Here is a 24706-nt window from a genome sequence, read left to right as displayed (position 1 = left end):
ATCCGTATCGAATCGGGTGCGATCCTATGACAGGCGGGCGGCGCGCAACACCCGTGAGGTCATGGGGAGCGCGGGGAGGAGGCGGGCCCAGCTCAACGCCCGCCTCCGTCCACCGCACGATCGATGCTCGCGACCGGCCGCGACAGGCCCGGCGGTTCCGGGCGCGACTCGCCCTCATCGCGGCGCGGCTGCACGGTGGCGGGCAGCGCGAGTCGGCCGGAGAGCAGCTCGATCAGGCATCCCTCGCTGCGGCGGGAGAGGATGCACAGCTCGCCGTCGACGCGCGCGATCGCGAGGCGCCCTTGCAGCGCGACGTCGTAGAGCTCTTCCCGCGTGATGCGCAGCATGGTCGGCGCCGCGCGCCACGGCAGCACGTCGGGCAGGTGCTCGACGACGTCGCGTGCCACGGCGGCCAGCAGGCTGTCCCACGCGGTCGACTCCACCTCCGACTCGAGCGCGCGCCGGCGACGGATCTCCTCGAGGTCGACGATCTGTCCCATGCTGTCCTCTCTCTGCCCGTCGGGTCTGTGCTCGCCGGGCCTGCGCTCTTCGGGTCTCTGCTCGACAGGCGCCTGCTCATCAGGGTCCCGGCGGCCGCCCGCCCCCGCGGCGGCCGCCGGGGGTCTCATCACTCGGCCGCGGAGTGCTTGCCGGCGGCCGACCAGTCCGTGCGCACCGCGAGCAGGTCGCGGATCTGCGTCAGCAGCTCGGCCTCGCTCGGGCCGGCCGGCACCTCCTCGGCCTCCTCGGTCTTCCGCAGGCGCTGCAGGTGCAGCAGCGGCACGACGAAGGCGAAGTAGACGACCGCGGCGATGATCACGAAGTTGATCGCCGCCGCGATCACCGCGCCGAAGGCGAGGGTCGCGTGCCCGCCGGAGACGGTCGGGATCTGCACCTGCAGCGCCTTGTCCAGGCTGCTGGCGTTGAAGACGGCGCTGATCAGCGGGTTGATGATCTTCTCGACCACGGCGGTCACGAGCGCGCCGAACGCGGCGCCGATCACCACGGCGACGGCCAGATCGATCACGTTCCCCCGCATGAGGAACTCCTTGAACCCCTTCAGCATTGCTGTGTTCCTTTCGATGAATGCGTTCCGTTCACCTGAGAAGACCCGGGCGGGCGGGGATCGTGACGCGCGAAGTGCGGAAACTTTCCCGACGTAGGCTCGGCGCATGGCCTGGCAGACCCTGAGCACCCGCACCGCCTACCAGAACCCGTGGATCCGGGTGCGCGAGGACCAGGTGGTGCACCCCGACGGGACCGAGACGATCTACGGCGTGATCGAGCTGCGGCCCGCCGTGTTCATCGTGGCCGTCGACGAGCACGACCAGGTGGCGCTCATCGAGATCGACCGGTACACGGTCGGTCGCTCGATCGAGATCCCCGGCGGGGGCGGCGACGGGCAGGACCCGCTCGAGGCGGCGCGGCGCGAACTGCTCGAGGAGACCGGCCTCGAGGCCGAGGAGTGGGTGCGGATCGGCCAGGTCAGGGCGCTCAACGGGGCGGCGGATGCCCCGGAGCACGTCTTCCTCGCCAGGCGGCTGCGCGAGGCATCCGATGCAAGCGTCACGCAGAGCGAGGAGGGGATCTCGGCCGTGTGGTTCGTGCCCTTCGACGAGGTGGTGCGCATGATCGGCGACGGGCGCATCACCGACAACGAGACGATCGCGGCGCTCGCGCTGGCGGGGGTGCGGCTCGGCCGCTTCAGCTGACGCCGCCGGCCGTTGACGCCGCCGGCCGGCTGCCCCGCCCCGGCGCCGTGGGGAGTGCTCCCCAGGAGAGTGCTGCCCATGGGCACGCGCGCGCCGCTGCTCCATCGTGGTGGCGAGCGGGCAGGGGGCCCGCCGAACACCTCGAGAGGGGAATCATGCACGCATCACGCCGCCGTGCCGCGTTCATCGTGGCCGGCTTCGCACTGGCCGGGGTCTTCTCCGGCCTCAGCACGGCCGCAGCGACGCCCGCCGACGCCGCCACCGCCGCCCACAAGTACCGGGTGACCGCGACGCTGAACGGCCGCTCCGGCCCGTCGCTCGCCGCCGTCACCGCCCGCACCGACATGTACAAGAAGGGCACGACCATCACCGTGAGCTGCCAGCGCACCGGCGGCTCGGCGTACGGCTCGAAGATCTGGGACCGCACCGCCGCGGGGATCTGGGTGCCCGACGCATACGTCAAGACCGGCTACAGCGGCTTCGACCCGCGCCTGCCGCGCTGCGGCACCTCGATGGCCGGCACGGCGTTCCGCGCCACCGACGACCTCAACGGGCGCAAGACCAAGAAGGTCTCCGCGGCGGCCGCGAAGGTCTACCAGGAGGGCAGCCTGATCAAGGTGACCTGCCAGGCGTACGGCCAGGAGGCCTACGGCAGCGCGATCTGGGACAAGACCGGCGACGGACTGTTCGTGCCCGACTATTACATGCACACCGGCTACACGGGCTTCGTGCCGAACATGCCGCGCTGCGACAACGACAAGCCCTCGGGCACGGGCACGGGCACGGGCTCGGGCACAGGCACGGGCTCGGGCTCGAGCTCGGGCAGCGGCTCCGGCGCGGCGCCCAGCTCGCACAACTGCACCGTGATCGGCCACGGCCGCTATGCCGGCAGCCCGGCGAAGACCAAGGGGTCGACCGCCGGCACCCGGGAGCAGAAGATCGACCGGGTCGTCGCCGCGGCGCTGGCCGAGACCAAGAAGGGCTGGAGCTACTCGTGGGGCGCCGGCGGCAAGGGCGGCGCGGCCTGCGGCAGCGGCGCGGTGAGCCCGAGCGGCTACCAGGACTACAACCGGGCCGGCTACGACTGCTCGGGCCTGACCGAGTATGCGTTCTGGGCCGGCGCCGGCATCGACATCGGCATGGCCACCAGCTCGCAGAACGTCTACAAGGGCAACGGATTCACCTACAAGGGCCACCTGTCGGTCAGCCAGATGAAGAAGGGCGACCTGATCTTCTGGGGCACCCACGGCGGCTCGACGTCCCACGTGGCGATCTACATCGGCGGTGGCAAGATGATCGAGGCGGCACCGCCGCGCGGCACCAACAGCGTGCACGTCACGAGCGTGTACGGCGGCGACTTCGTGGTGCGGCCGTTCGCGTAAGCATCCGCTCTCACCAGGGCCCGGCGTCGCGCGCGATGCCGGGCCCTTCTGCGCGTGCTGCGCGGCCGAATTCAGGACCAGTGCCGAGTCGAGGGAGATATCGGCTCGAGGCCGCGCTGCTCCTGCGTTCGGTCGCGGCCCGCCCGATCACGCCGGCGCGGGGACGGTGGCGCGCAGCTTCGCGGCCGACAGCGCGACGGCGAGCACCGCGGCGAGCACGGCGATCCACAGCACGGATGCCGCAGCCGAGGCCTGCTCGGCCGCCGATCCCGCCGCGGCTCCGCTCAGCACGAGCGCCATGCTGACCGCCGCCGACCCGGCCGACTGGCCGATCGTGCGGTTGGTGTTGAGCACGGCGGCCGCGCTCGCGGAGAAGAGCAGGGGCGCCGCGGCCATCATGTCGCGGTTGTTGGGGCTCTGGAAGGTGCCGAAGCCGAAGCCGCAGACGGCGGTCGAGAGCAGCACGAGCCAGATCGGCGGATTCGACCCGAGCAGGGCGAGCATGACGAGTCCGCCTGTGAGGATCACGAGGCCGGTGAGCGCGAGATAGGCCGGCCGCACCCGGTCGGCGACGCGGCCGGCGAGCGGCGCCACGAACACGATGACGAGCGGCCACGGAGTGAACAGCAGCGCCGACTCGAGCGGGGTGGCGTGGTAGGCGCTCTGGAAGAGGAACGGCAGCGCGACGAAGGCGACGCCCTGGCCGAGGAACGACGCCCATGCGGTCGCGACGGTGAGGCTGAAGGTGCCGGTGAACAGCCCGAGCGGAATCAAGGGTCGCGGCGCCATCCGCTCGCGGCGCAGGAACAGCGCGACGAACACGGCGCACGCCGCGAGCAGCACCGCCGCGTGCCAGAGCGTCGCGACGGCGGCCAGCTGCCGCACGCCGACGAGCAGCGACGCGATCGCGGCCGCGGCCCATACGGCGCCCTGCCAGTCGTAGTCGCCGCGCTGCGGGGTGCCGGCCGGCAGCACGATCCAGGCCAGCACGAAGGAGATCACGCCGATCGGCACGTTGATCAGGAACAGCCACGGCCACGGCAGCGCCGCCAGGATCAGGCCGCCCAGCGTCGGCCCCGCCGAGGTGCCGAGCGCCACCGTCATCGCGTTGATGCCGAGCACCTGTCCGAGCTGCTCGGGCGGGAACAGCCGCCGGTAGAGCGGGATCGCGACCGCGAGGATGACCGCCGACCCGAGCCCCTGCACGACCCGGAAGGCGACCAGCAGGCCGAGCGTGGGCGCGAGCGCGCAGCCGAGCGAGGCGAGGGTGAAGACGGGCACCCCGATCAGGTACATCCGCCGCCGCCCGATCTGGTCGCCGAGGGCGCTGGTCGCCGGCACGGCGCAGGAGACGGCGAGCAGGAACGCGGTCGCGACCCACACCGTCTCCGACGGCGCCGCGTGCAGCTCGACCGCCAGCTTGGGCAGGGCGACGTTGACGATCGAGGTGTCGATCGTGCCGGCGAGGGTGGACAGCAGGATCGAGACGAGTGCGAGCGTGCGGCGCGCGGGCGGCAGCGGGGCGGGTGCAGTCATCGCCATGAGTTTAGCTTTGCTAACTAACCAGCTCTGCTGCTGGATCAGCTCTGCTCATCGGCCGGCTCTGCTACTCGACAGGCCTCGCCCCGCTCGCCAGCACCGCGGACATCTCGAACTGCAGCAGCCCGTCCTCGCCGGTGAGCGCCGGGGTGCGGGCGTCGTAGGCGGCGCGCATCCGCTCTCGCGTCGTCTCGTCGGCGGCGCGCCAGGCGTAGCCGATCACGGCGATGCCCGCCTCGACGCCAGACCACAGGTCGTCGACGTCGATCCGCCAGGTGAAGCGCACGCGGCGGGCGCGCACCTCGATGAAGCCGCAGTCGGCGAGCAGGCCCGCGAGGCCGTCCTCGGTGCGCTCGAAGTCGCTGCCGGCCGGCAGCCGGCTCTGCTCGGGCGGGCGCGCCCCGGTCTCCTCCTGGATCTCCCGCCACAGCCGCCCGGTCGGGGTCGGCTCCCACGGCCAGACCGTGGCCGCGAGCCGGCCGCCCGGCCGCAGCACGCGGCGCAGGTCGGCGAGGCAGTCGCGCGGGTGGTCGACGTGGTTGATGGCGAAGTTGGCGGCGACCGCGTCGACGGATGCGTCGGGGTACGGCACCCCGGGCATCCGCGCGACGTCAAAGCGGATGCCCCCGGCATCCGTGCGGGCGCGCGCGAAGTCGACCATCGACGGCTCGGCATCGAAGGCCTGCACCCGCCAGCCCGCCTGCGCCGCCGCCACCGCGAGCGCCCCGGTGCCGGTTCCGGCGTCGAGCAGGACCCCCGACCCCGCGCGCTGAGGAGCGTCCGCAGGAGTCCCTGCCAAGGGTCGCTGAGGAGCGTCCGCAGGACGCGCCTCGAAGCGTGCCGCCCCCAGCTCCTCGAGCACCGCCGGGATCGTCTGCGCGCACAGCGCCCCGAAGGAACGGTCGTAGGGGCCGGCGATGTCCGCCCATTCCGCGAAGGCCATGCCCCCACAGTATTGGGGGTGTGTGTCGATACCGGCCGGTCACCGGCGCCCTCTAGTCTGTGCGCCGTGAGCACAGTGCCGGCCGCCCCGCCCGAGGTCAAGATCCCCACCCGCAAGGTCCTCGCCTGGGGCGCCTGGGACTGGGGTTCGAGCGCCTTCAACGCCGTCGCGACCACCTTCGTCTTCACCGTCTACCTGACCGGCAAGAGCTTCGGCGACACCGACCACACCTCGGCGCTGCTCGGCTGGGCGCTCGGCGTCGCGGGCGTGCTCGTCGCCCTCACGGCGCCGGCCACGGGCGAGCTGACGGATGCCGCGGGCCGCCGCAAGCTGTGGCTGGCGGTCTTCTCGGCCCTCGTCGCGCTGTGCCTGCTGGCGACCGTCTTCGTCAAGGCGGAGCCCGGCTACCTGTGGCTCGGCATCGGCGCGGTGGCCGTCGGCACGATCTTCTACGAGCTCGCCGCCGTGAACTACAACGCGATGCTCACCCAGGTCTCGACGCCGAAGACGATCGGCAAGGTGTCGGGTCTCGGCTGGGGCCTCGGCTATGTCGGCGGCATCGTGCTGCTGCTCATCGTGTACGTCGGCTTCATCTCCGGCGACGGAGGCCTGTTCCACGTCTCCACCGACGGCGGCTGGAACGTGCGGGTGTCCATGCTCGTGGCGACCGTGTGGTTCGCCGTGTTCGCCGTGCCGGTGCTCCTGGCCGTGCACGAGAACCGGGCGCCCGCCGCCGTCGCGCGCGAGCGCAGCTCGTTCTTCGGCGCCTACGCGACCCTGTTCCGCACCATCCGCGGGCTCTGGCAGGAGAGCCGGAACACGGTGTGGTTCCTGCTGGCCTCCGCGATCTTCCGCGACGGGTTGACCGGCGTGTTCACCTTCGGCGGCGTGCTCGCCGCCGGCAGCTTCGGCTTCTCGAGCGGCGGCGTGATCGTCTTCGCGATCGCCGCGAACATCGTGGCGGGCGTGGCCACCATCGCGACCGGCGCGCTCGACGACCGGCTCGGGCCGAAGCCCGTGATCGTCACCTCGCTGATCGGGCTCGTCATCGCCGGCGCGCTCGTCTTCCTGCTGCACGACGGCGGGCAGATCATGTTCTGGATCTTCGGGCTGATCCTGTGCCTCTTCGTCGGGCCCGCGCAGTCGGCCTCGCGCACCTTCCTCGCCCGGCTCATCCCGGAAGGGCGCGAGGGCGAGGTGTTCGGCCTCTACGCGACCACGGGTCGCGCCGCGACGTTCCTCGCCCCGACCGCGTTCGCGCTGTTCGTCGACCTCGGCGGCAAGCAGATCTACGGCGTGATCGGCATCGTGCTGGTGCTGCTGATCGGCCTGCTGGTGATGCTGCCGGTGAAGCCGGGCGGGGCGAAGCTCGCTGGCCGGCAGCCGGTCTGATTACCCGGAGCACACCGGCCTCGCGGCATCCGCTCAACTACCGCCGATAGCGTCCTGCGACGTGAGCGACGTCATCCCGAGGGACCCCAAGGCGAACTTCGACAAGCGCATCCTCACCGAGCGCACCGAGGAGATGCTCGAGGGTCTCGACGAGTCGGCCCTCAACGAGATCACCAGCCTGCGCGACGACTTCGCGCGGTTCATGATGCCGTACAAGTTCGCCATCGACGAGGTGATGACCAAGATCTCGATCCTGCGCGAGGAGTTCGCGGCGCTGCGCGACGAGAACCCGATCGAGCACATCTCCAGCCGCGTCAAGACGCCCGAGTCGCTGATGCAGAAGGTGGCGCGCAAGGGGTGCGAGCCGTCGTACCAGGCCATCCGCGAGCAGATCACCGACATCGCCGGCATCCGTGTCGTCTGCTCGTTCGTCTCCGACGTGTACCGGGTGTTCGAAGCGCTCACCGCGCAATCGGATGTGCGGGTGCTGCAGGTCAAGGACTACATCGCGAACCCGAAGCCCAACGGCTACAAGAGCCTGCACGCGATCATCGAGGTCCCCGTCTTCCTGAGCGACGGACCGCACCCGGTGATCGTCGAGGTGCAGCTGCGCACCGTCGCCATGGACTTCTGGGCGAGCCTCGAGCACAAGATCTACTACAAGTACGACAAGACGGTGCCGGCCGAGCTGCTGCGCGGGCTGCGCGAGGCGGCGCAGGTCGCGAGCGATCTCGACGAGAAGATGCAGCGGCTGCACGACGAGGTGCGCGGCGTCTGAGCCGCAGGCGTCTGGGACCAGGTGACGGATGCCGCGGCAGCGGCGCCCCGCGGGCCAGTCGGCAGCCGGGCCAGTCGGTAGGGTTGAGTCGCGTGAGCGAGAGTCTGTGGGCGGCGAGCGCCGAAGAGCTGTTGGCGATGACGGCGTCGCCCGATCCGACCCCCGGCGGCGGCTCGATCGCGGCCGTGTGCGGCGCGCTCGGCGTCGGCCTCGTGCAGATGGCCGTCGCGGTGACGGCCGATCCCGCCCTCGACGACCGCGCCGCCCGTCTCGCGGCGGTGCGCGCGGCGGTCGAGCCCGCCGCCGACGGCGACGTGCAGGATTTCACCGCGCTGATGTCCGCCTACCGGCTGCCGCGCAGCAGCGACGCCGAGCGCGCGGCCAGGGCCCAGGCGATCGAGGCCGCGAGCATCGCCGCGACCGAGCGCCCGCTCGCGCTCGTGGCGACGCTCGTCGACGCGATCGCTCTGTCCCGCGAGCTCGAGCCGCTGGTGAAGGCGAGCATCCGCAGCGATGTGCTCGCCGGGCGCGACCTCGTCATCGGCGCCGCACGCGCCGCGGTGCGCACCGCCGACATCAACCTGGACCAGCTCGATCGGCTCGCCTCGCCCGCAGCGGCCGGGCTGCGCACGCGCAGAGACGCCCTCGTCGCGAGCCTGCAGAAGACCAGCCCGGAGGAGACCCCGTGACCGCTGAAGTGCTCGACCCGTCGCCGATCGCCGCGCAATATCGCGAAGAGGTGCGCCGCGAGGTCGAGCGGCTGACGGATGCGGCCGGCCGCCGGCCCCGCATCCGCGGTCTGCTCGCCCAGGAGGAGGGCCCGGCCGCCACCTACGCGCGCTACGCGCGCCGGGGCTGCGAGGCGGTCGGCATCGACCTCGACGTGCGCCACGTCGACGCGGAGCAGGTGGAGGCGGCGGTCGCCGAGGCCAACGTCGACCCCGAGGTCGACGGGGTGTTCCTGTACTACCCGCTGACCGACCGGGCGGGCGACCGCTGGCTGCGCGAGCTCGTCGACCCGCGCAAGGACGTCGAGGGCCTGCATTCGTTCTGGAGCCGGCTGCTGTACGAGAACCAGCGCTTCGTCGACGCCGAGCATCGGATGCGCGCCATCCTGCCCTGCACGCCGCTGGCCATCCTCAAGCTGCTGCAGCACGCCGGCATGGAGGGCACCAACGTGAACGCGCCGCTTGAGGGTGTGACCGCCTGCGTCATCAACCGCAGCGACCTCGTCGGCCTGCCGCTGGCCGCCATGCTCGCCAACGACGGGGCGCGCGTGCACTCCCTCGACCTGAGCGGCTCGGTCACCTTCGAACCGGCGATCGGCCGCAGGACGCACGACGTGCGCGACTCCGGCATCGACCGGGTCGCCGCCCTGGCCGCCGCCGACGTCGTGATCTCCGCGGTGCCGTCCAAGGACTTCGAGCTGGTGCGCGGCGACGAGATCCGCGAGGGCGCGATCTGCGTCGACGTCGCGGAGTACTCCAACTTCGACGCATCCGTGATGGAACGCGCGCGCGCCTTCGTGCCGCGTGTCGGCCCGCTCACCATCGCCATGGCCATGCGGAACCTCACCCGCCTGGCCGCGATGCGTGCCCGCTGAGCCGAGTCTGCGTGGCTACGCGAGGCGCGTGCCCGCGAGCTCCTCGACGAGCCGCCAGGTCGCGCCCTCGTCGTCGCTGACCCAGCCCTCCCAGGTGTAGTCATGCTCGCCGATGTGCGTGAAGTTCCAGCGGATGGGGCGGCCGTCGTTCTGCGAGCCGTCCTGCCGCACCCCGGTGCGCCAGGTGGAGGCGACCAGGTTCGCGTACTGGTTGGTGACGGGGGAGAAGTAGCTGACCCGCGCGATGCCGGCGTGCGGGTCAGCCACGCGCAGCCCCATCGCGATCGTGTGCTCGGTGCCGTCGGGGTCGGTCACGACCTCGAGGTCCTGGATCGCGCGGCCCTCGAAGACCCACGCGACGAGGTACCGGAAGTCCCGCGGCTGCCACTGCCCCGTCTCTTCGTCGAAGCGGCGGCCCTCGACGTGCCAGGCGCCGACGAGCTTGCCGAAGTTGCGCAGCCGCCGATGGTGTTGCGGGCCCTCCGCGAGGAGGGCGCGGACGAAGTCCTGCGTCGCGTCGTCCATGGCGGCTCCTCTCCGTATTGGGCGGCTCTCTCGGGCGGCGGCGCCTACTCCGCCGGCCGGCCGGTCTCGGCCGTGCTCACGTCGGTGCGGTGGAAGTTCAGGTAGGAGCGGCTCGCCGTCGGCCCCCGCTGGCCCTGGTAGCGCGAGCTGTAGTCGGCCGAGCCGTAGGGCTTCTCGGCCGGCGAGGTGAGCCGGAAGAAGCACAGCTGCCCGATCTTCATGCCGGGCCAGAGCTTGATCGGCAGGGTCGCCACGTTGCTCAGCTCGAGGGTGACGTGGCCGCCGAAGCCCGGGTCGATGAATCCGGCGGTGGAGTGGGTGAGCAGGCCGAGGCGGCCGAGCGAGCTCTTGCCCTCCAGGCGGGCGGCGATGTCGTCGGGAAGCGCGACGCGCTCGTAGGTCGAGCCCAGGACGAACTCGCCGGGGTGCAGGATGAACGGCTCCTCGCCCTTCACCTCGACCAGGTGCGTCAGGTCGGGCTGGTTCTCCGCCGGATCGATGTAGGGGTACTTGTGGTTCGAGAAGAGCCGGAAGAAGCGGTCGAGGCGCACGTCGATGCTGGACGGCTGGATCATCGCGGGCTCGTACGGGTCGAGCCGGATGCGGCCGCCGTCGAGTTCGGCCCTGATGTCACGGTCGCTGAGCAGCACGTGGCCAGACTATCCGAGCCGGTCCCTGCGCTACTCGCTTCCGCTCTGCGCCACTCGGTCTCGAGGCGCGCAGGGCGGATCCGAGTAGCGCACGCTCAGGCGGGGCGCACGAGCGGCAGGAACACCTCGTCGACGATCGACTCGATCACCTCGTCGGGCACGGGTTTGAGCGTCATCAGCAGCTCCTGCCGGTACAGGTCGAACGGCACGTTGACGACGCGGTCGGTGAGCCTGGCGGGGTCGGCCTCCCCGCGCTCGACGCCCCGCGCCACGATCTCGGCGAGCGCGGTGGTGCGCCCCCCGATGAAGTCCTCGCGCAGGTCGGCGAAGCTCGACCCGGTCTCGGCGAAGTAGCGGTTCAGCTGCAGCAGCACCAGCAGGCCGTACCGCGCCCGGGTGCGGTTCGCGCCCTTCAGCAGCGCGATGACGTCCTCCCGCAGCGACCCGGTGTCCGGGATCGACGCCGGCTCGCGCCGCATGCCGTGCAGGGCCGCCGCGCGCACGAGGTCGGGCTTCGTCGCCCAGCGCCGGTAGATCACGGCCCGGCTGGTCTGCGCCCGCTCGGCGACCGATTCGATGGTGAATCCGTCGTAGCCCTTCTCGACGATCTCGTCCCAGGCGGCGTCCAGCAGGGCCGTCTCGAGCGCCGCGCCCCGGCGCCGCTGCGGGGCCGGAATTTCGTCCTTAGGAGGCATTGTGTTTCTTAGTCTAGCGTCCTACCGTTAAGATACAGACTGTTTCTAAGGAGTCGCAGATGTCCACCGCAGCAGAACCCGCAGCAGAACCCGCCGCAGAACCCGCCGCACAGCCCGCGAAGGTCGACCCGACCGTGTGGCGCACCGTGACCGCCGTGCTCGTCGGAGCGCTGGCGGTGCTGTTCGACACGACCATCGTCGCCGTCGCCCTGCACACCCTGGCGAGCGACCTGCACGCATCCGTCGCCACGATCCAGTGGGTGACCACCGGCTACCTGCTCGCGCTGGGCGTGACCATCCCGATCGCAGGCTGGGCGCAACGGATGCTGGGCGCAAAGCGCCTCTGGCTCCTCGCCTTGACCCTGTTCCTCGTCGGCTCCGTGCTGTCGAGCCTCGCCTGGAGCGCGGGCAGCCTGATCGCCTTCCGCGTCGTGCAGGGCGTCGGCGGCGGCGTGATGCTGCCGCTGATGTCGACGATCGTCATGCAGGCCGCCGGCGGCCACGGGCTCGGCAAGATCATGTCGGTCGTGAGCCTTCCCGCCGTGCTCGGGCCCATCCTGGGGCCCGTGGTCGGGGGGCTCATCCTGCAGCACCTGCACTGGTCGTGGATGTTCTGGGTGAACGTGCCGTTCTGCGTCGTCGGCCTCGTGCTCGCCGCCCTGATGCTGCCGAAGGACGGCCCCGTCGCCCGCGCCCCCTTCGACCTCGTCGGATTCCTGCTGATGGCGCCCGGCCTGGTCGGCGTGCTCTGGGGGCTGTCGAACACGAGCAAGGCGGGCGCCTTCACCCGCGGCGACGTGCTCGGCCCGCTGATCGCGGGCGTGGTGCTGCTCGCCGCCTTCATCGTCTGGGCGCTGCGCCGCAAGGGCCGCGCGCTCGTCGACCTGCTGCTGCTGAAGCACTGGCCGCTCGCCTCGTCCTCGCTGCTGCTCTTCCTCTCCGGCATCACGCTGTACGGCGCCATGCTGCTGCTGCCGCTCTACTTCCAGGAGCTGCGCGGCACCACCGTGCTCGTGGCCGGCCTGCTGCTCATCCCGCAGGGCCTCGGCACGCTCGCCACCCGGTCGATCTCAGGCCGGCTCTCCGACAGCATGGGCGCCCGCTGGCTCGCCGTCGGCGGCTTCCTGATCACCCTGGTCGGAACCCTGCCCTTCGCCTTCGCCGACGCGCACACGAACGAGTGGTGGCTGATGGCGGCGCTGTTCGTGCGCGGCGCCGGGCTCGGTGCCGTGACCGTGCCGTTGATGGCGCTCGGCTTCCGCGGGCTCGAGCGGCGCCAGGTGCCGGATGCCTCGATCATCACCCGGATCGCGACGCAGGTCGGCGGCTCGTTCGGCAGCGCGGTGCTCGCCGTGATCCTGACCGGGGCCGTCAGCGCCGCCACGACTCCCGCGGGCCTGACCGGCGCCTTCCAGCAGTCGTTCTGGTGGGCGATCGGGTTCACCGGCATCGGCGTGCTGCTCTCGCTCGCCCTGCCGGGGAAGCAGCCGGCGGCGCCGGCGCCCGCCGCGGCATCCGTGCCCGCCGCTCGCGCCTGATCGGCCCCCTTGCGCTACTCGGATCCGCATCGCGCCACTCGGCCCCGAGGCGCGCAGAGCGGATCCGAGTAGCGCAACCGGAGAGCGAGGGGGAGGCGGCGGCGAGCGGCGGGAGCGCTGAGGGGCCGCGGCTACGCGGCGGTCTCGCGGGCCCGGGCGACCACTCGGCCGCGCGCGGAGTCGGGGAACGAGTCGAGCAGAGCGCGCACCTGTTCCGCGTCGACGTCGGCGCCGAAGAGCTCGGTGTTGGGCTCCATCCGCACGCCCTCGGCCAGCGGGCCCGCGACCACGGGGTCGAAGCCCAGCCGGTCGACGATGCGGGCCACGGTCGCGACGTCCGCCTCGTCGTCGCCCGCGATCGCGATGGCCTTGCGGCCCGGCGTTCCGGCCGGCCGCGCCTCGTCCTCGATGTCGTGGTAGCCCATGTGGTTGAAGCCCTTCACCACACGCGAGCCCGCGAGGAACGCCTGCACCTGCTCGCTGGTCGAGGTGCGCGGGTCGTTCAGGTCGTCGCGCAGGCCGTCGACCTCCCACCAGTAGTTCATGGCGTCGATCACGAGCTTGCCGTCGAGCGCGTCGACGGGCAGGGTGCGGTACTTGCCGAGCGGCAGGGCGAGGATCACGGCGTCGGCTTCGCGTGCGGCGTCGGCCGCAGCGGCGACGGATGCGCCGGGCGCCAGCACGTCGACGATGAGGCTGATCCGGGCCGGGTCGCCGGAGCCGGCGACGATCACCCGATAGCCGGCCTGCACCGCGAGCTTCGCCAGCCGGGTGCCGAGCTTGCCCGCGCCCAGGATGCCGAGGGTGTGCACGTCGCGCGCCGCCGCGCCGGTCTCACTCATGCGGGGTGCAACGCGGTGCGGCATCCGCTTATGCCGTGTGATGCCTCGCCTGCGCCGCGCGCAGCGTCAGGCGAGCTGGCTGAACGCCTCGGCCTTGCGCGTCGGCCCGGTGACCAGGATGGTGTCCTCGGGGCGCAGCACCGTGTCGACCCCGGCGTGCGTCCAGGACTCGGTCGCGCGTCGGCTACCGAGGTCGCCTGGACCTCAGGCCGCTTCGCTCTCCTGGGATTCGCGTGCGGTCGGGGTCGGCGTCTCCTGCCCGATCACGGGGTGCGCCTCGGCCGCCTCCACGAGCGCGTCACCGATGGACTGCAGCGCGCGGGCGATGACGCCCAGGTCTTTGGCCGGCACGGCCTTCCCGAACACCTCGTGGTAGAAGGCGCTGACGCGCCGCGCCGCTTCCTCGCCTTCCGGAGCGAGTTCCAGCACGGAGCTGCGGCGATCCGCCGGGTTCGGCGTCCGGGCAGCGAGCCCCGCGGCCTCCATCCGATCGATCAGGTTGGTCGTGGCGCTCGTGGAGAGCTGCAGATGCTCCGCGAGCTGCTTGGGCGTCGCGTGCTGGTTGCGCACGAGGAACACGAGGGCGCGCAGATCGGTCTTGCCGACGCCGAACCGGTGCGCGAGGAGGTCGAGGACGTACAGGTTCCGCTGCTCCAGCGCTGCGAAGCCCGCGACCGCGGCAAGGAGGGCCTCATCCGCTGAGGAGGTCGCCGCGGTTGCAGTCTTCGCGGACTTCTTAGCGGACTTCGGGGTGCGGCTCATGCGCTCGGCCTCTCCGGGATCGCGGGGACCCCATTCATCATGTTGCTTCATTGTCACACATTACGGCGGCCGGACTACTCCCCCCGCGCTGGGGTGACCCGCTATGGGGTAGTAGGACGGCTTGTGTCCAGCACGGTGCCCAAGTAGCTTGATTACCGTACAGGATCGCAGGGCTTCCGGGCCTTCTCACCCACCTGGTTCCTGGCTTTCGCTCCCCTTCTTTCGGGACCGAATCGGCATGCCGCCACCGACCCTCGGCATGTGAAAGGAATCAACTCTCATGAAGAAGCCCTCTGCGCGCGTCCGCTCCCTCGTCGGGTTCGGCGCCGTTCCGCTCGCCATCGCCCTCGCCGGCGGCCTCGTCTGGCAGTCCTCGTACGCCGCCTTCACCGCCACCACCCGCAACGCCGGCGACTCCTGGTCGACCGGCTCGGTCGCCCTCACGGACGACGACAAGGGCGCCGCCGCTTTCGACGTCACCAACCTGGTGCCGGGCCAGAGCGGCGAGAAGTGCATCGTCGTCACGTCGAACTCGAATGTGGCCGGCGTGGTCAAGGACTACGCCGCGAACGTCAGCTCGACGACGGGCCTGGCAGAGCACATCGATTTCATGATGCAGGCCGGAACCGGCGGCTCGTTCAACAGCTGCGAAGGCTTCCAGGCGACGTCTACGGGCGACACCTTCGCGCCGATGTCGACCGTGGCGGCGAGCTCGTACGACTACGACCACGGCGGTCACGTGTGGAGCGTCAGCGGGTCCGCGCCGGAGTCGCGCACGTACAAGGTCTCCTGGAAGTTCGACACCACCGGCATGACCCAGCAGCAGATCGACGCCCTGCAGGGCACCGGCTTCACCGCCGACCTGGTGTGGGAGTTCCGCACCACCGCCGCCGCGCAGTAAGCACAGCCGTTCAGTCGGCACAGCCGCCCAATACGCCCCCACGTAACCAGCGACAGGAACCGAGATGACTCTCACCGCATCCGCCCCGCAGCGCGCGGGCCGCTCCGGCGGTCCCACGCTGCGGGGCGGATGGGTGGAGCTCGTCGCTTCGGCCGTTGCTCGCTCCTACCTGGTCTTCCTGGCCACGATGGCGGCGACCGCGTTCCTGCCCACCCTGTTCGGCTGGACGGGATCGGTCGTGCAATCCGGCTCCATGGAGCCCAACGTCAGCGCAGGCGACGTGGTGCTCACGACCCCGCTGCCGGCCGATTCGCCGCTGCCGATCGGCCGCGTGATCACGTTCCACGCCGACGACGAGCTCGTGGTGCACCGCCTCGTCGGCGTGAACGACGACGACTCGCTCGTCACCAAAGGCGACGCCAACCCCGAGGTCGATCCGTGGTCCGCCACGCGAGACGACATCACGGGGCAGGGCCGGCTGCTGGTGCGCTATGTCGGACTGCCGGGCTTCTGGCTCAGCCATCACGAGGCGCTCCCGCTGGCGCTATGGGGCAGCCTGACCCTCCTCGCGATCGTCATCGCGGCCGGCACGCTCAAGCGCGACGACCGCCGCGACGGCCCGGACGGCGCTGAGCCCGATGACACCGAGCCCGGTGACACCGAGCCGGATGACACCGAGCCGGACGTGACGACGGCACACCCGGTCGACGACGGCAGCGATGCTGCGGCATCCGTGCCGGAAAAGCGAAAGCGCCCGGTGCTGTCCCGCTTGGGAATCGGCGCCGTCGCCGTCGCTGCGCTGACGCTCGCCGTTCCGGGTGTCGCTCAGGCGCAGGGGGTCTTCACCGCGCAGACTCGAGCGACCGCGTCGTGGACGGCCCAGTCGTACTCGCCCATCTCCGTCGGCGCGATGGCCGGGTACGGCGCGATCGCGAACACCTCCATCACGGATGCGTCGTTCCTGTTGCACTTCTCCACCATCTACGGCTCCGCGGCGACCACCCCGGGCACCACCGTGTCCAACGTCACGGTGAGCGGCACGACGGACAAGAACAACGCCGCCGCGACCCGGGCGATGGCCGCGGCCACCACAGCGCGCACCGCCGTCGGTCAACGACCCGTGACCCAGACCATCTCGCCCACGCTCTCGGGCACGCTCACCGGCGGCGTGTACGCCTCGACCACGGGCGCGTTCACCCTGCCCGGCACCGTCACCCTCGACGCCCAGGGCGACAGCTCGGCTCGGTTCGTGTTCCGCACGACCTCCACCCTGGCCATGAGCGAGGGCGCCAAGGTCGTTCTCACCGGTGGCGCGAAGGCCTCGAACGTGTGGTGGATCGTCGGCACCAGCGCCACACTGGGCACCAACACCACCCTCTTCGGAGCCGCCACCGCCGCCGTCGGCAACTACCTCGTGAACGGCGCCGCGAACGTGCGCGGCATCACCCTCACCGGCCGCGTCGTGTCCTACACCGGCGCCGTCACCATGTACACCTCGACGGTCACACCGAGCGACTGACCGCCGCGGCCGGGGCCCGATTGCCCATGTCTCAGAGGGTGCGGCTAACATAGGTCGAGCCCCTCGGGGCGATGCCGCTGTAGTTCAATGGCAGAACTTCTGCTTCCCAAGCAGACAGCGCGGGTTCGATTCCCGTCAGCGGCTCCATATCCTCGAATCATGAAGACGATCACGGTCGGGCAGTTGCGGCAGAACCCCACGGCGATGCTCGCCGACGTCGAAGCGGGAGAGACCTACACGATCACTCGGCACGACCACGAGGTCGCACGGGTCGTGCCGCTTGGTTCCGGAGTTCCGCTCATTGCGCGAAAGCGAAGGAGCGGCTCACGGCTGGCGCAGTTGCCGCCGCATGTTCTGCGAACAGCACAGAACGTCGATGAACTCCTTGATGACGAGCGCGACCGGTGACGACGTACTACCTGGACACCTCCGTCGCATTAAGGGCGTTGCTGGGGCACTCGTCGTCGGCTGCCGAATGGATCGACCGGGTCAGTGCCGATCCTGAGCATGACCTCATCTCCTCGCGTCTACTGCGCACGGAACTCACCCGGGTCCTGCGCCGCGAGCAGTTGCCAGTGACGCTCCGAGACGAGATCCTCGACGTACTCGCTCTTGTCCCCGTCGGTGCAGGTGTACTGGCCGCCGCCGAGGCGATCGAACCACACGTCAAGACTCTCGACGCGATCCACCTTGGCTCCGTGATCGCAGCCGGCTTGGACGCGACCATCGTGACGCACGACGCCGGCATGAAAGCCGCGGCAGAGCGTCTTGGCTACCCGTGGCACGACCCGGTAGACGAGGCCTGAACGTGCTAGCACCGGCCGTATTCGCCTTCGACCCGAAGTACACGCTCGACTTCTCGAGTTGAAGATACGACTCTGGCATGACCCATTCGCAGTATGGCAAGTGGGGAAATGCAAAGATGCGACATCCGCGAACGGCTCTCCGGGGCGCAGGCGAAGAGGGACGCAAACCACATTGACGGCGAGAGACCAGAATGACCAGTCGTGGCGCGCTGGTCGGCGTGCCGCGGGTCTCCATTCACGCCTATGGCGTGAGTCGACCAGCAGGACCGCTTGGCGTCGACCGGTGAGTCGCCGGCGGCACCGCGGCTAGAGCAGGCGGCGGCTGCCCGGTTCGACGATGCGCAGCCAGCGGTGGCCGAAGCCCTCGAGCGGCACGGTGGTCCGACCGTCTTCGCCGATGTCGAGCGGCTCGTTCTCGAACAGGTCGATGAGGCGCGAGTCCTGCGGCACCCCGTCGAGCTGCAGCTCGATGTCGCCCGGCTCGTCCGCGAAGTTGTGCAGGGTGACCATCGCCTCGTCGTCCCAGCGGCAAAGCAGGGCGAGCACCGCCGAATTCGGCTGGTCGAGCACGACGACGTCGCCCCAGGCGAGCTCGGGGCACTCGCGGTAGCGCTGGGCGAGGCGCGTGACGAAGGTGAGCAGCGAGCCCGGATCGTTGCGCTGCTCCTCGACGTTGACCTTCTCGGGCCCGAAATCGCCCTCGACCACGTCGGCGACGAGCGTGTCCGCGGTCGAGAACCCTCCGTCGGGCGCGGCGGTCCACTGCATCGGTGTGCGCACGGCCAGGCGCTCCTTCGCGTTCAGGTTCTCGCCCATGCCGATCTCCTCGCCGTAGAAGAGCACGGGCGTTCCCGGCAGCGCGAACAGCAGGCTGTACACCATGCGCAGCCGGCGCTGGTCGCCGTCCAGCATGGGCGGCAGCCGGCGGCGCAGGCCCCGCCCGTAGGCCTGCATCCGTTCTTCCGGTCCGAACGCGTCGAAGACCTCTTGCCGCTCCTCCGGCGACAGCTTGTCGAGGGTGAGCTCGTCGTGGTTGCGCACGAAGTTCGCCCACTGGCTGTCGGGCGGAAGCGGCGGCCGGCCTTCGAGCGCCGTGCGCAGCGGCCCGGCATCCCGCCGGGCGAGCGAGAGGTACATGGCCTGCATGCCGATGAAGTCGAACTGCATGGTCAGCTCGTCGGCCTCGTCGGCACCGAAGTATTCGAGCTGCTCGTCGCGCGGCAGGTTGACCTCGCCGAGCAGCATCGCGTCGCCGCGGCGGCGGCCGAGAAAGGACCGCAGCGCCCGCAGGTAGCCGTGAATCTCGCTCGCGCTCGCCCCCGGCGCGTCGCCGCTGAGCAGGAACGGCACGGCGTCGACACGGAACCCCGAGATGCCGAGCTCGAGCCAGAACCCGGCCAGCTTCGCGATCTCGTCGCGCACCTGCGGGTTGCTGAGGTTGAGGTCGGGCTCGTGCCCGTAGAACTGGTGCCGGTAGTACTCGCCGGTCTTCTCGTCCAGGTTCCACACGCCGTCCTCCGCGCCGGGGAACGCGTTGTCCTGCGGGTTCTCCTGCGGCACCTCCTTGCGCCAGATGTAGAAGTCGCGCAGCGGCGAGTCGACGCTCTCGCGCGCCTGTACGAACCACGGATGCTCGTCCGAGGTGTGCTGCACGACGAGATCGAGGATCACGCGGATGCCCCGGTCGCGCGCGACCCGCACCATCTCGACGAAGTCGCCGAGGGTGCCGAGCCGCTCGTCGACGGCGTAGTAGTCCTTCACGTCGTAGCCGTCGTCGATGCCGCCGGCCGGGTGCACCGGCATGAGCCACAGGCAGGTCACGCCGAGGCTCGCCAGGTAGTCGATGCGCTGCCCGAGCCCGACGAAGTCGCCGCACCCGTCGCCGTTCCAGTCCAGGAACGTCTTGACGTCCAGGCAGTAGACGACGGCGGTCTTCCACCACACGTCGCCGGTGTCTGTGATCTTCATGGCGGGAGAAGTTCCCCGCCGGGCAGGCGGCGACACGTCGCATCCGTTGTCGCAGGCGTCGGCGCTCGGCGAGTGCGCGCAGCAGTGGGCGACCGCGGTCAGTGGATCAGCACCGTCAGTGGATCAGCACCGTCATGTGCACCATGGCCGCACCGGTGATCACCGCGGCCGAGACCACGCCGGCGACGATCGCGCTGCAGGTGAGCAGGAGGCGCGCGCTCGGCTCGCACGGCGCCGGGGCGAAGTCGAGTCGCGTCTCGCTTTCGGCGCGGTCGAAGACGGGCTCGACGGCCCGGTCGGCGAGAGGATCGGTGCCGGGGTCGGCGAGGTCCACGCACAGCAGCTCGGGGGGCAGACTGCGCACGGGGCGGGGCCGGGCGAGGTGGGCGGTTCCGCCGGCGGAGGCGGAGCGAGCGGAACGGGATGCCGGGCGACGGGGCGGGCGGGTGGCGACCGGGGCGGTCACGGGGGCGACTCCTTCGGGATCGGATGCGTTCGGGTTCGGGTGCGTTCGGCGGCGAAGCGCGCCGATCCAGAGCCCGGGTTCCCGCATCGGATGCCAGATCGCCCTGCACCGCTTCCGAGTCGGTGGCGGCGTCTGCTGCTCGCGAGCGGGGCGGAGTCTTCGGGTCGTCGTGAACCCGGGCATCCGGACCGGCAGGTCAGGCAGCGCGGCCCGCGCCGGGCGCGGAACCGCCGGTGGACGCCGCTTCGCGCAGGCTCCGCGGCGTCACCTTCAGTATTAGCACTCTCCGCCCTCGAGTGCCAACAGTCGACCGCCGCAAGGCCGGCCGCCCGGCACCGGCGCACACGGGCATAGCCTGGCGACATGGCAGACATCCCGCAGTACCGACTCAATGACGACACGTACCTGCCGGCCATCGGCCTCGGCACCTACAGCCTCAACGGAGACGCCGGGGCCGAATCGATCGCGACGGCGATCGGTCTCGGCTACCGGCTCATCGACACGGCGTACAGCTACGGCAACGAGGACGCCGTGGGAGCCGGCATCCGTCGCTCGGGAATCGCGCGCGACGAGGTATTCGTGACCAGCAAGGTGCCCAACGGCCACCACGGTCTGGACAAGACCCGCCGCGCGTTCGACACGACCCTCGAGACGCTCGGGCTCGACCGCGTCGACCTCTACCTGATCCACTGGCCCGAGCCCGAGGACGGCCTCTACGTCGACACCTGGAAGGCGCTCGTCGAGTTCCGGGAGCAGGGGCGCGCCCGGTCGATCGGCGTCTCCAACTTCCACCCCGACCAGCTCGAGCGCATCATCGGCGAGACCGGGGTGACCCCGTCGGTGAACCAGATCCCGGTCGACCTGTTCGGGCAGCACCCCGAGTGGCGCGAGGCCAACGCGGCCCACGGCATTCTGACCGAGAGCTACAGCCCCCTGAAGCACGCGGCCGAGTGGCGGTCGCACCCGGTGGTGACCGGCATCGCCGAGGCGCACGGCGCCACCCCCAACCAGGTCGTGCTGCGCTGGCACCTCCAGAACGGGCTGCTGCCGATTCCGCGCTCGCGCTCGGCCGAGCACCAGCGGGAGAACCTGGACGTGTTCGGCTTCGAGCTGAGCGACGAGGAGCTCGGCCGGCTGGCAGGCCTCGCGCGCTAGGAGTCGACCGTCGAGTTCGTCGACGTGTCGGAGCTCGCGTCGGTGGGCGCCTGGGTCAGGTCGTACACCGTCACCCCGTCGACCGTCTCGGCGGTGTAGTGGTCGGCCACCCACTCCGAGATCTTGCTCGCCGCGTCGCTGCCGCCGTTGGACGGGCCCACCGAGCCGCCGATGTAGTAGTGGATCTTGCCCTCGGCCACATACTTCTCGAACTGCTTCAGCGTCGGCGACGGGTCGCTGCCGTTGAATCCGCCGATCGGCATCACCGGGTCTCCGGTCGCGAGCTGGTAGCTGGCGGCGTTGTTCGATCCGGTCGTCGCGGCGACCCACGTGTAATCGGATGCGTCCGCCGACAGCTTCTCGACGAGCTCGCTGCTCACCGACGAGCCGCCGAGGAGGCCGCCCATGCCGCCGCCACCCATGCCGCCGCCGAAGCCGCCGCCGAATCCGTCGGTCTGGCTGTTCTGGCCGCCCTGGCTGTTCTGGCCGCCCTGGCCGTTCTGGCTTCCCTGGCCGTTCTGGCCCGGGAACCCGCCCGGCATGCCGCCGGCCTGCCCGTTGCCGGGCGCCTGGCCGTTGCCGCCGGCTTGGCCGTTGCCGCCCGCGCCCGGCATTCCGCCGCCCGGGCCGTTGCCGCCGGCGCCGGGCATGCCGCCGCCGCGCCCGCCGAAGCCGCCGCCGCCGAACGAGGTCGTGACGGAGGGCCCCGCGCTCGGGATCGCGCCGGTGTGCGGGGTGGCGACCGTGTCGATCGTGTACGCGGCGGGGGCGAGGAGGCCCCCGGCCAGCAGCACGGCGAGCGTCGCCGGGGCGAGGCCCCGCACCCGCCAGGGCAGCAGCACGAGCGCCGCCCCCAGGATGCCGAGCACAAGCACGACGACCTTCAGCCACGGCAGCCAGTCGCTCGACCGCTCGAGCAGCACCCACGCCCACACGGCGGTGCCGAGCGAGCAGGCGGCGATCACGCCGCGCACCCACCAGCGCTCCCGCGCCTGCCAGACCACGGCGCCCGCCGACCCGACCAGGCCGGCGATCGGCGCCGCCAGCGCGACGGTGTAGTACGGGTGGAAGATGCCGGCCATGAAGCTGAACGCGAGCTGCGTCACGAGCAGCCAGCCGCCGAAGGCGATGATCGCGATGCGCCGCACATCGCTGCGCGGCGCGCGGCCGATCAGCACGAGCGAGGCCACGAGCAGGGCCAGGGAGGCGGGGATGAGCCACGAGATCTGGCCGCCGAACTCGCTTCCGAACAGGCGGAACAGGCCGGTCTCGCCCCACATGCTCCCGCCGTTGCCGCCCATGCCGCCGGTGACGCTGCCGGTCTCCTCGCCGGTGAGCCGGCCGAAGCCGTTGTAGCCGAAGGTGAGCTCGAGGAAGCTGTTGGTCTGCGAGCCGCCGATGTAGGGCCGCATGCTCGCCGGCACCAGCTCGACGATCGCGACCCACCACCCGGCCGAGACGATGATCGCGCCGAGCGCGGCGAGCAGGTGCCACAGCCGGGTGACGATGCGGGTGCGGGCGAACGCGAAGTAGAGGCCGGCCAGCACGGGCAGGATCAGGAACGCCTGCAGCTGCTTGGTCAGGAACCCGAGGCCGACGGCCACGCCGGCCAGCAGCAGCCAGCGCATCCGATCACGCTCGATCGCGCGCAGCGTGAACACGACCGCGGTCGTGAGCAGCAGCAGGAGCAGCGCGTCCGGGTTGTTGAAGCGGAACATGAGCGCCGCGACCGGCGTGAGCGCGAGCGTGCCGCCCGCGACCAGGCCCGCGACCGCGCCGAAGCGGTGCCGCACCGCGACGAACAGGATCGCGACCGTCGCGACGCCCATCAGCGCCTCGGGCACGAGCATGCTCCAGGAGTTGAAGCCGAAGATGCGAGCGGAGAGCTCCATCACCCAGAGGCTGGCGGGCGGCTTGTCGACGGTGATCGAGTTGCCGGCGTCGGAGGAGCCGTAGAAGAACGCCTCCCAGTTCTTGGTGCCCGCCTGCACGGCGGCGGCGTAGAACGAGTTCGCCCAGCCGCTGGCGGCGAGATCCCACAGGTACAGCACGCCGGAGAGCAGCAGCAGGCCGCCGAAGGCGGGCCACTCCCAGCGGGCGCGGGTGCGGGTGCGGGGTCGTTCGACGTCGTGCGCCTCGGGCACGACGAGGGTCGTGGTCGCAGTCGCGGTGCTCATCGTCGGCTCGCTTTCTCGGGGGAGGGGATTCGAAGAGTGGTGGGGGCGACGGATGCCGGCGCCGGCGGCGCCTCGGAAGGTCGTCGGCCTGCGGCATCCGTGCGCCGGAAGACCCAGCCGCGCAGCAGCAGGAAGCGCACCAGGGTGGCGACCACGTTCGCGATCGTGAGGACGCCGACGTCGGTGAACACCGACGCGTGCGGGGCGAGCGCGTGCAGGCCGACCAGCGATCCGCTCGTGATCGCCCACGCGATGCCGAAGACCAGGAGGGCCTGCGCGTGGTGAGTGGCGGCGCGGCGCCGGCCGCGCACGGCGAAGGTGAAGCGGCGGTTCGCCGCCGTGTTGGCGACGGCCGTGACGAGCAGCGCGGTGAAGTTCGCGGCCTGCGCGGGCATGGTGTGTGCGAGCCCCAGGTAGAGGAGGGCGTAGGCGATGGTCGACAGGGCGCCGATGACACCGAAGCTGAGCAGCTGGCCGAGCAGGCCGGGGCGGGCGTCGCGCTCGGCCAGCGGGTGCCGGCCGAACTCGGCGTACAGCTCGTCGACGGGCACCCGGCCGCGGGCGAGGTCGCGGCTCACGCGCAGCATGCCCTTGAGGTCGGCGACGGCGGTCGCCACGATGTCGACCGAGCTCTGCGGGTCGTCCACCCAGTCGACCGGCACCTCGTGGATGCGCAGGCCGGAGCGCTCGGCCAGCACCAGCAGCTCCGTGTCGAAGAACCAGCCGGTGTCCTGCACGTACGGCAGCAGGCGCCGTGCGACGTCTGAGCGGATCGCCTTGAACCCGCACTGCGCGTCGGAGAAGCGCGCGTCCATCAGGGTGCGCAGCAGCAGGTTGTAGCTGCGCGAGATGAACTCGCGCTTCCCCCCGCGCACCACGCGGGAGCCGGCGGCGAGGCGGGTGCCGATGGCGAGGTCGGAGTGGCCGGACAGCAGCGGCGCCACGAGCGGGCGCAGCGCCTCGAGCCCGGTGGAGAGGTCTTCGTCGAGGTACACCAGCACGCGCGCGGGGGAGGCGGACCAGACGGCCTTCAGCGCGCGGCCGCGGCCCTTCTCGGGCAGGTGCACCGCCACGGTGCCCGGCAGTTCGGCGGCCAGGCGGTCCGCGATCCGCGGCGTCTCGTCCGTGCTGGCGTTGTCGGCGATGGTGATGCGCCAGGACTCGGGCATGGCGCCGCTGAGGTAGGCGTGCAGCTGCCGCACGCTCGTCTCGAGCGTCTCCTGCTCGTTGTAGACCGGCACGACGACGTCGAGGTCCAACGGTGTCTCCGGTGGGGTTGTCTCGGTCATAAGTCCCTACGGTGGGGGGTGCGTCACCAAAGGGGCTTTGCCGACCCCATGCGCGCCCTAAATG

25 protein-coding genes and 1 tRNA gene are annotated in these 24706 nt (G+C 71.1%); 13 read left to right on the top strand and 13 right to left on the bottom strand.

What is annotated here, in order from left to right; genetic code table 11:
• Positions 1 to 92 precede the first annotated feature (92 nt).
• Both H563_RS17895 and mscL read right to left on the bottom strand, forming a co-directional pair.
• The gene (locus H563_RS17895; RefSeq protein WP_022882009.1) at positions 93 to 500 is read right to left on the bottom strand and encodes a hypothetical protein; all 408 of its coding nucleotides are present in this window, start codon (positions 498 to 500) and stop codon (positions 93 to 95) included.
• Positions 501 to 628: 128 nt separating this feature from the next.
• Entirely contained in the window at positions 629 to 1066 is a 438-nt protein-coding gene (gene mscL / locus H563_RS0107610; protein WP_022882008.1) for a large conductance mechanosensitive channel protein MscL, read from the bottom strand.
• A gap of 106 nt (positions 1067 to 1172) precedes the next feature.
• On the opposite strand from mscL, the gene H563_RS0107605 reads away from it, so the two are divergent.
• Positions 1173 to 1712 (top strand): NUDIX domain-containing protein, encoded by a 540-nt coding sequence (locus H563_RS0107605; RefSeq protein WP_022882007.1) that lies wholly within the window; start codon positions 1173 to 1175, stop codon positions 1710 to 1712.
• A 155-nt stretch (positions 1713 to 1867) separates the two neighbouring features.
• Complete coding sequence (locus H563_RS0107600; protein ID WP_022882006.1) at positions 1868 to 3094, top strand: NlpC/P60 family protein; 1227 nt, start codon at positions 1868 to 1870, stop codon at positions 3092 to 3094.
• A 147-nt stretch (positions 3095 to 3241) separates the two neighbouring features.
• Here the strand turns inward: H563_RS0107600 and H563_RS0107595 are convergent, their stop codons facing one another.
• Entirely contained in the window at positions 3242 to 4630 is a 1389-nt protein-coding gene (locus H563_RS0107595; protein ID WP_162138930.1) for an MFS transporter, read from the bottom strand.
• A 70-nt stretch (positions 4631 to 4700) separates the two neighbouring features.
• Positions 4701 to 5576, bottom strand: coding sequence for a class I SAM-dependent methyltransferase (locus H563_RS17330; protein WP_022882004.1), 876 nt, complete (start codon positions 5574 to 5576; stop codon positions 4701 to 4703).
• A 66-nt stretch (positions 5577 to 5642) separates the two neighbouring features.
• Between H563_RS17330 and H563_RS15590 the strand changes: the two genes are divergently transcribed.
• The 4 genes from H563_RS15590 to H563_RS15580 all read left to right on the top strand — a co-directional run bounded on the left by H563_RS15590 (position 5643) and on the right by H563_RS15580 (position 9349).
• Complete coding sequence (locus H563_RS15590) at positions 5643 to 6968, top strand: MFS transporter (protein ID WP_245556833.1); 1326 nt, start codon at positions 5643 to 5645, stop codon at positions 6966 to 6968.
• A gap of 133 nt (positions 6969 to 7101) precedes the next feature.
• Positions 7102 to 7746 carry a GTP pyrophosphokinase gene (locus H563_RS0107580; protein ID WP_051142695.1) on the top strand — a complete coding sequence of 215 codons (645 nt, stop codon included), beginning with the start codon at positions 7102 to 7104 and terminating at the stop codon, positions 7744 to 7746.
• A 92-nt stretch (positions 7747 to 7838) separates the two neighbouring features.
• The gene (locus H563_RS15585; RefSeq protein ID WP_022882001.1) at positions 7839 to 8435 is read left to right on the top strand and encodes a cyclodeaminase/cyclohydrolase family protein; all 597 of its coding nucleotides are present in this window, start codon (positions 7839 to 7841) and stop codon (positions 8433 to 8435) included.
• Entirely contained in the window at positions 8432 to 9349 is a 918-nt protein-coding gene (locus H563_RS15580) for a bifunctional methylenetetrahydrofolate dehydrogenase/methenyltetrahydrofolate cyclohydrolase (RefSeq protein ID WP_022882000.1), read from the top strand. Before H563_RS15585 ends, H563_RS15580 begins: the two co-directional genes overlap by 4 nt.
• A gap of 15 nt (positions 9350 to 9364) precedes the next feature.
• On the opposite strand, the gene H563_RS0107565 is transcribed toward H563_RS15580, so the two are convergent.
• The 3 genes from H563_RS0107565 to H563_RS0107555 all read right to left on the bottom strand — a co-directional run bounded on the left by H563_RS0107565 (position 9365) and on the right by H563_RS0107555 (position 11219).
• Entirely contained in the window at positions 9365 to 9874 is a 510-nt protein-coding gene (locus tag H563_RS0107565) for a hypothetical protein (protein ID WP_022881999.1), read from the bottom strand.
• A gap of 44 nt (positions 9875 to 9918) precedes the next feature.
• Positions 9919 to 10524, bottom strand: a complete 606-nt coding sequence (gene dcd / locus H563_RS0107560) for a dCTP deaminase (protein WP_022881998.1) — start codon at positions 10522 to 10524, stop codon at positions 9919 to 9921.
• Between the two features lie 95 nt (positions 10525 to 10619).
• Positions 10620 to 11219, bottom strand: a complete 600-nt coding sequence (locus tag H563_RS0107555) for a TetR/AcrR family transcriptional regulator (protein ID WP_022881997.1) — start codon at positions 11217 to 11219, stop codon at positions 10620 to 10622.
• A gap of 59 nt (positions 11220 to 11278) precedes the next feature.
• On the opposite strand from H563_RS0107555, the gene H563_RS0107550 reads away from it, so the two are divergent.
• Complete coding sequence (locus tag H563_RS0107550) at positions 11279 to 12757, top strand: DHA2 family efflux MFS transporter permease subunit (RefSeq protein WP_022881996.1); 1479 nt, start codon at positions 11279 to 11281, stop codon at positions 12755 to 12757.
• A gap of 131 nt (positions 12758 to 12888) precedes the next feature.
• Here the strand turns inward: H563_RS0107550 and H563_RS0107545 are convergent, their stop codons facing one another.
• The gene (locus H563_RS0107545; protein ID WP_022881995.1) at positions 12889 to 13599 is read right to left on the bottom strand and encodes an NADPH-dependent F420 reductase; all 711 of its coding nucleotides are present in this window, start codon (positions 13597 to 13599) and stop codon (positions 12889 to 12891) included.
• A gap of 204 nt (positions 13600 to 13803) precedes the next feature.
• Entirely contained in the window at positions 13804 to 14361 is a 558-nt protein-coding gene (locus H563_RS17325; protein ID WP_022881994.1) for a MarR family winged helix-turn-helix transcriptional regulator, read from the bottom strand.
• 280 nt (positions 14362 to 14641) lie between these two features.
• Between H563_RS17325 and H563_RS0107535 the strand changes: the two genes are divergently transcribed.
• From H563_RS0107535 to H563_RS0107515, 5 genes are all read left to right on the top strand, one after another.
• The gene (locus H563_RS0107535; RefSeq protein WP_022881993.1) at positions 14642 to 15262 is read left to right on the top strand and encodes a hypothetical protein; all 621 of its coding nucleotides are present in this window, start codon (positions 14642 to 14644) and stop codon (positions 15260 to 15262) included.
• A 64-nt stretch (positions 15263 to 15326) separates the two neighbouring features.
• Positions 15327 to 16781 carry a signal peptidase I gene (locus tag H563_RS17320; protein ID WP_022881992.1) on the top strand — a complete coding sequence of 485 codons (1455 nt, stop codon included), beginning with the start codon at positions 15327 to 15329 and terminating at the stop codon, positions 16779 to 16781.
• A 73-nt stretch (positions 16782 to 16854) separates the two neighbouring features.
• Positions 16855 to 16928 (top strand) — tRNA-Gly (locus tag H563_RS0107525).
• Between the two features lie 12 nt (positions 16929 to 16940).
• On the top strand, positions 16941 to 17189 hold the full coding sequence (locus H563_RS0107520; protein ID WP_022881991.1) for a type II toxin-antitoxin system Phd/YefM family antitoxin: 249 nt from the start codon (positions 16941 to 16943) through the stop codon (positions 17187 to 17189).
• Complete coding sequence (locus H563_RS0107515; protein ID WP_022881990.1) at positions 17186 to 17587, top strand: type II toxin-antitoxin system VapC family toxin; 402 nt, start codon at positions 17186 to 17188, stop codon at positions 17585 to 17587. The genes H563_RS0107520 and H563_RS0107515 overlap by 4 nt, the downstream gene beginning before the upstream one ends.
• 306 nt (positions 17588 to 17893) lie before the next feature.
• Here the strand turns inward: H563_RS0107515 and H563_RS0107510 are convergent, their stop codons facing one another.
• Both H563_RS0107510 and H563_RS0107505 read right to left on the bottom strand, forming a co-directional pair.
• On the bottom strand, positions 17894 to 19555 hold the full coding sequence (locus H563_RS0107510; protein WP_022881989.1) for an alpha-amylase family protein: 1662 nt from the start codon (positions 19553 to 19555) through the stop codon (positions 17894 to 17896).
• 115 nt (positions 19556 to 19670) lie between these two features.
• A complete protein-coding gene (locus H563_RS0107505; RefSeq protein WP_155865078.1) occupies positions 19671 to 20021 on the bottom strand; it encodes a hypothetical protein in 351 nt (116 codons plus the stop codon).
• 363 nt (positions 20022 to 20384) lie between these two features.
• Between H563_RS0107505 and H563_RS15565 the strand changes: the two genes are divergently transcribed.
• Entirely contained in the window at positions 20385 to 21176 is a 792-nt protein-coding gene (locus tag H563_RS15565) for an aldo/keto reductase (protein WP_022881987.1), read from the top strand.
• On the opposite strand, the gene H563_RS18380 is transcribed toward H563_RS15565, so the two are convergent.
• Positions 21173 to 23353 carry a glycosyltransferase family 39 protein gene (locus H563_RS18380; protein ID WP_022881986.1) on the bottom strand — a complete coding sequence of 727 codons (2181 nt, stop codon included), beginning with the start codon at positions 23351 to 23353 and terminating at the stop codon, positions 21173 to 21175. The genes H563_RS15565 and H563_RS18380 overlap by 4 nt on opposite strands.
• Positions 23350 to 24642: a bifunctional glycosyltransferase family 2/GtrA family protein gene (locus H563_RS15555; RefSeq protein WP_081416190.1), complete on the bottom strand. Its 1293-nt coding sequence runs from the start codon at positions 24640 to 24642 to the stop codon at positions 23350 to 23352. The genes H563_RS18380 and H563_RS15555 overlap by 4 nt, the downstream gene beginning before the upstream one ends.
• Between the last annotated feature and the right edge of the window lie 64 nt (positions 24643 to 24706).

The organism is Gryllotalpicola ginsengisoli DSM 22003, from assembly GCF_000419445.1.
Lineage (GTDB): Bacteria > Actinomycetota > Actinomycetes > Actinomycetales > Microbacteriaceae > Gryllotalpicola > Gryllotalpicola ginsengisoli.
The sequence above is the reverse complement of the archived record's forward strand: the minus strand, read 5'-3'. Positions and strand labels throughout refer to the sequence as shown.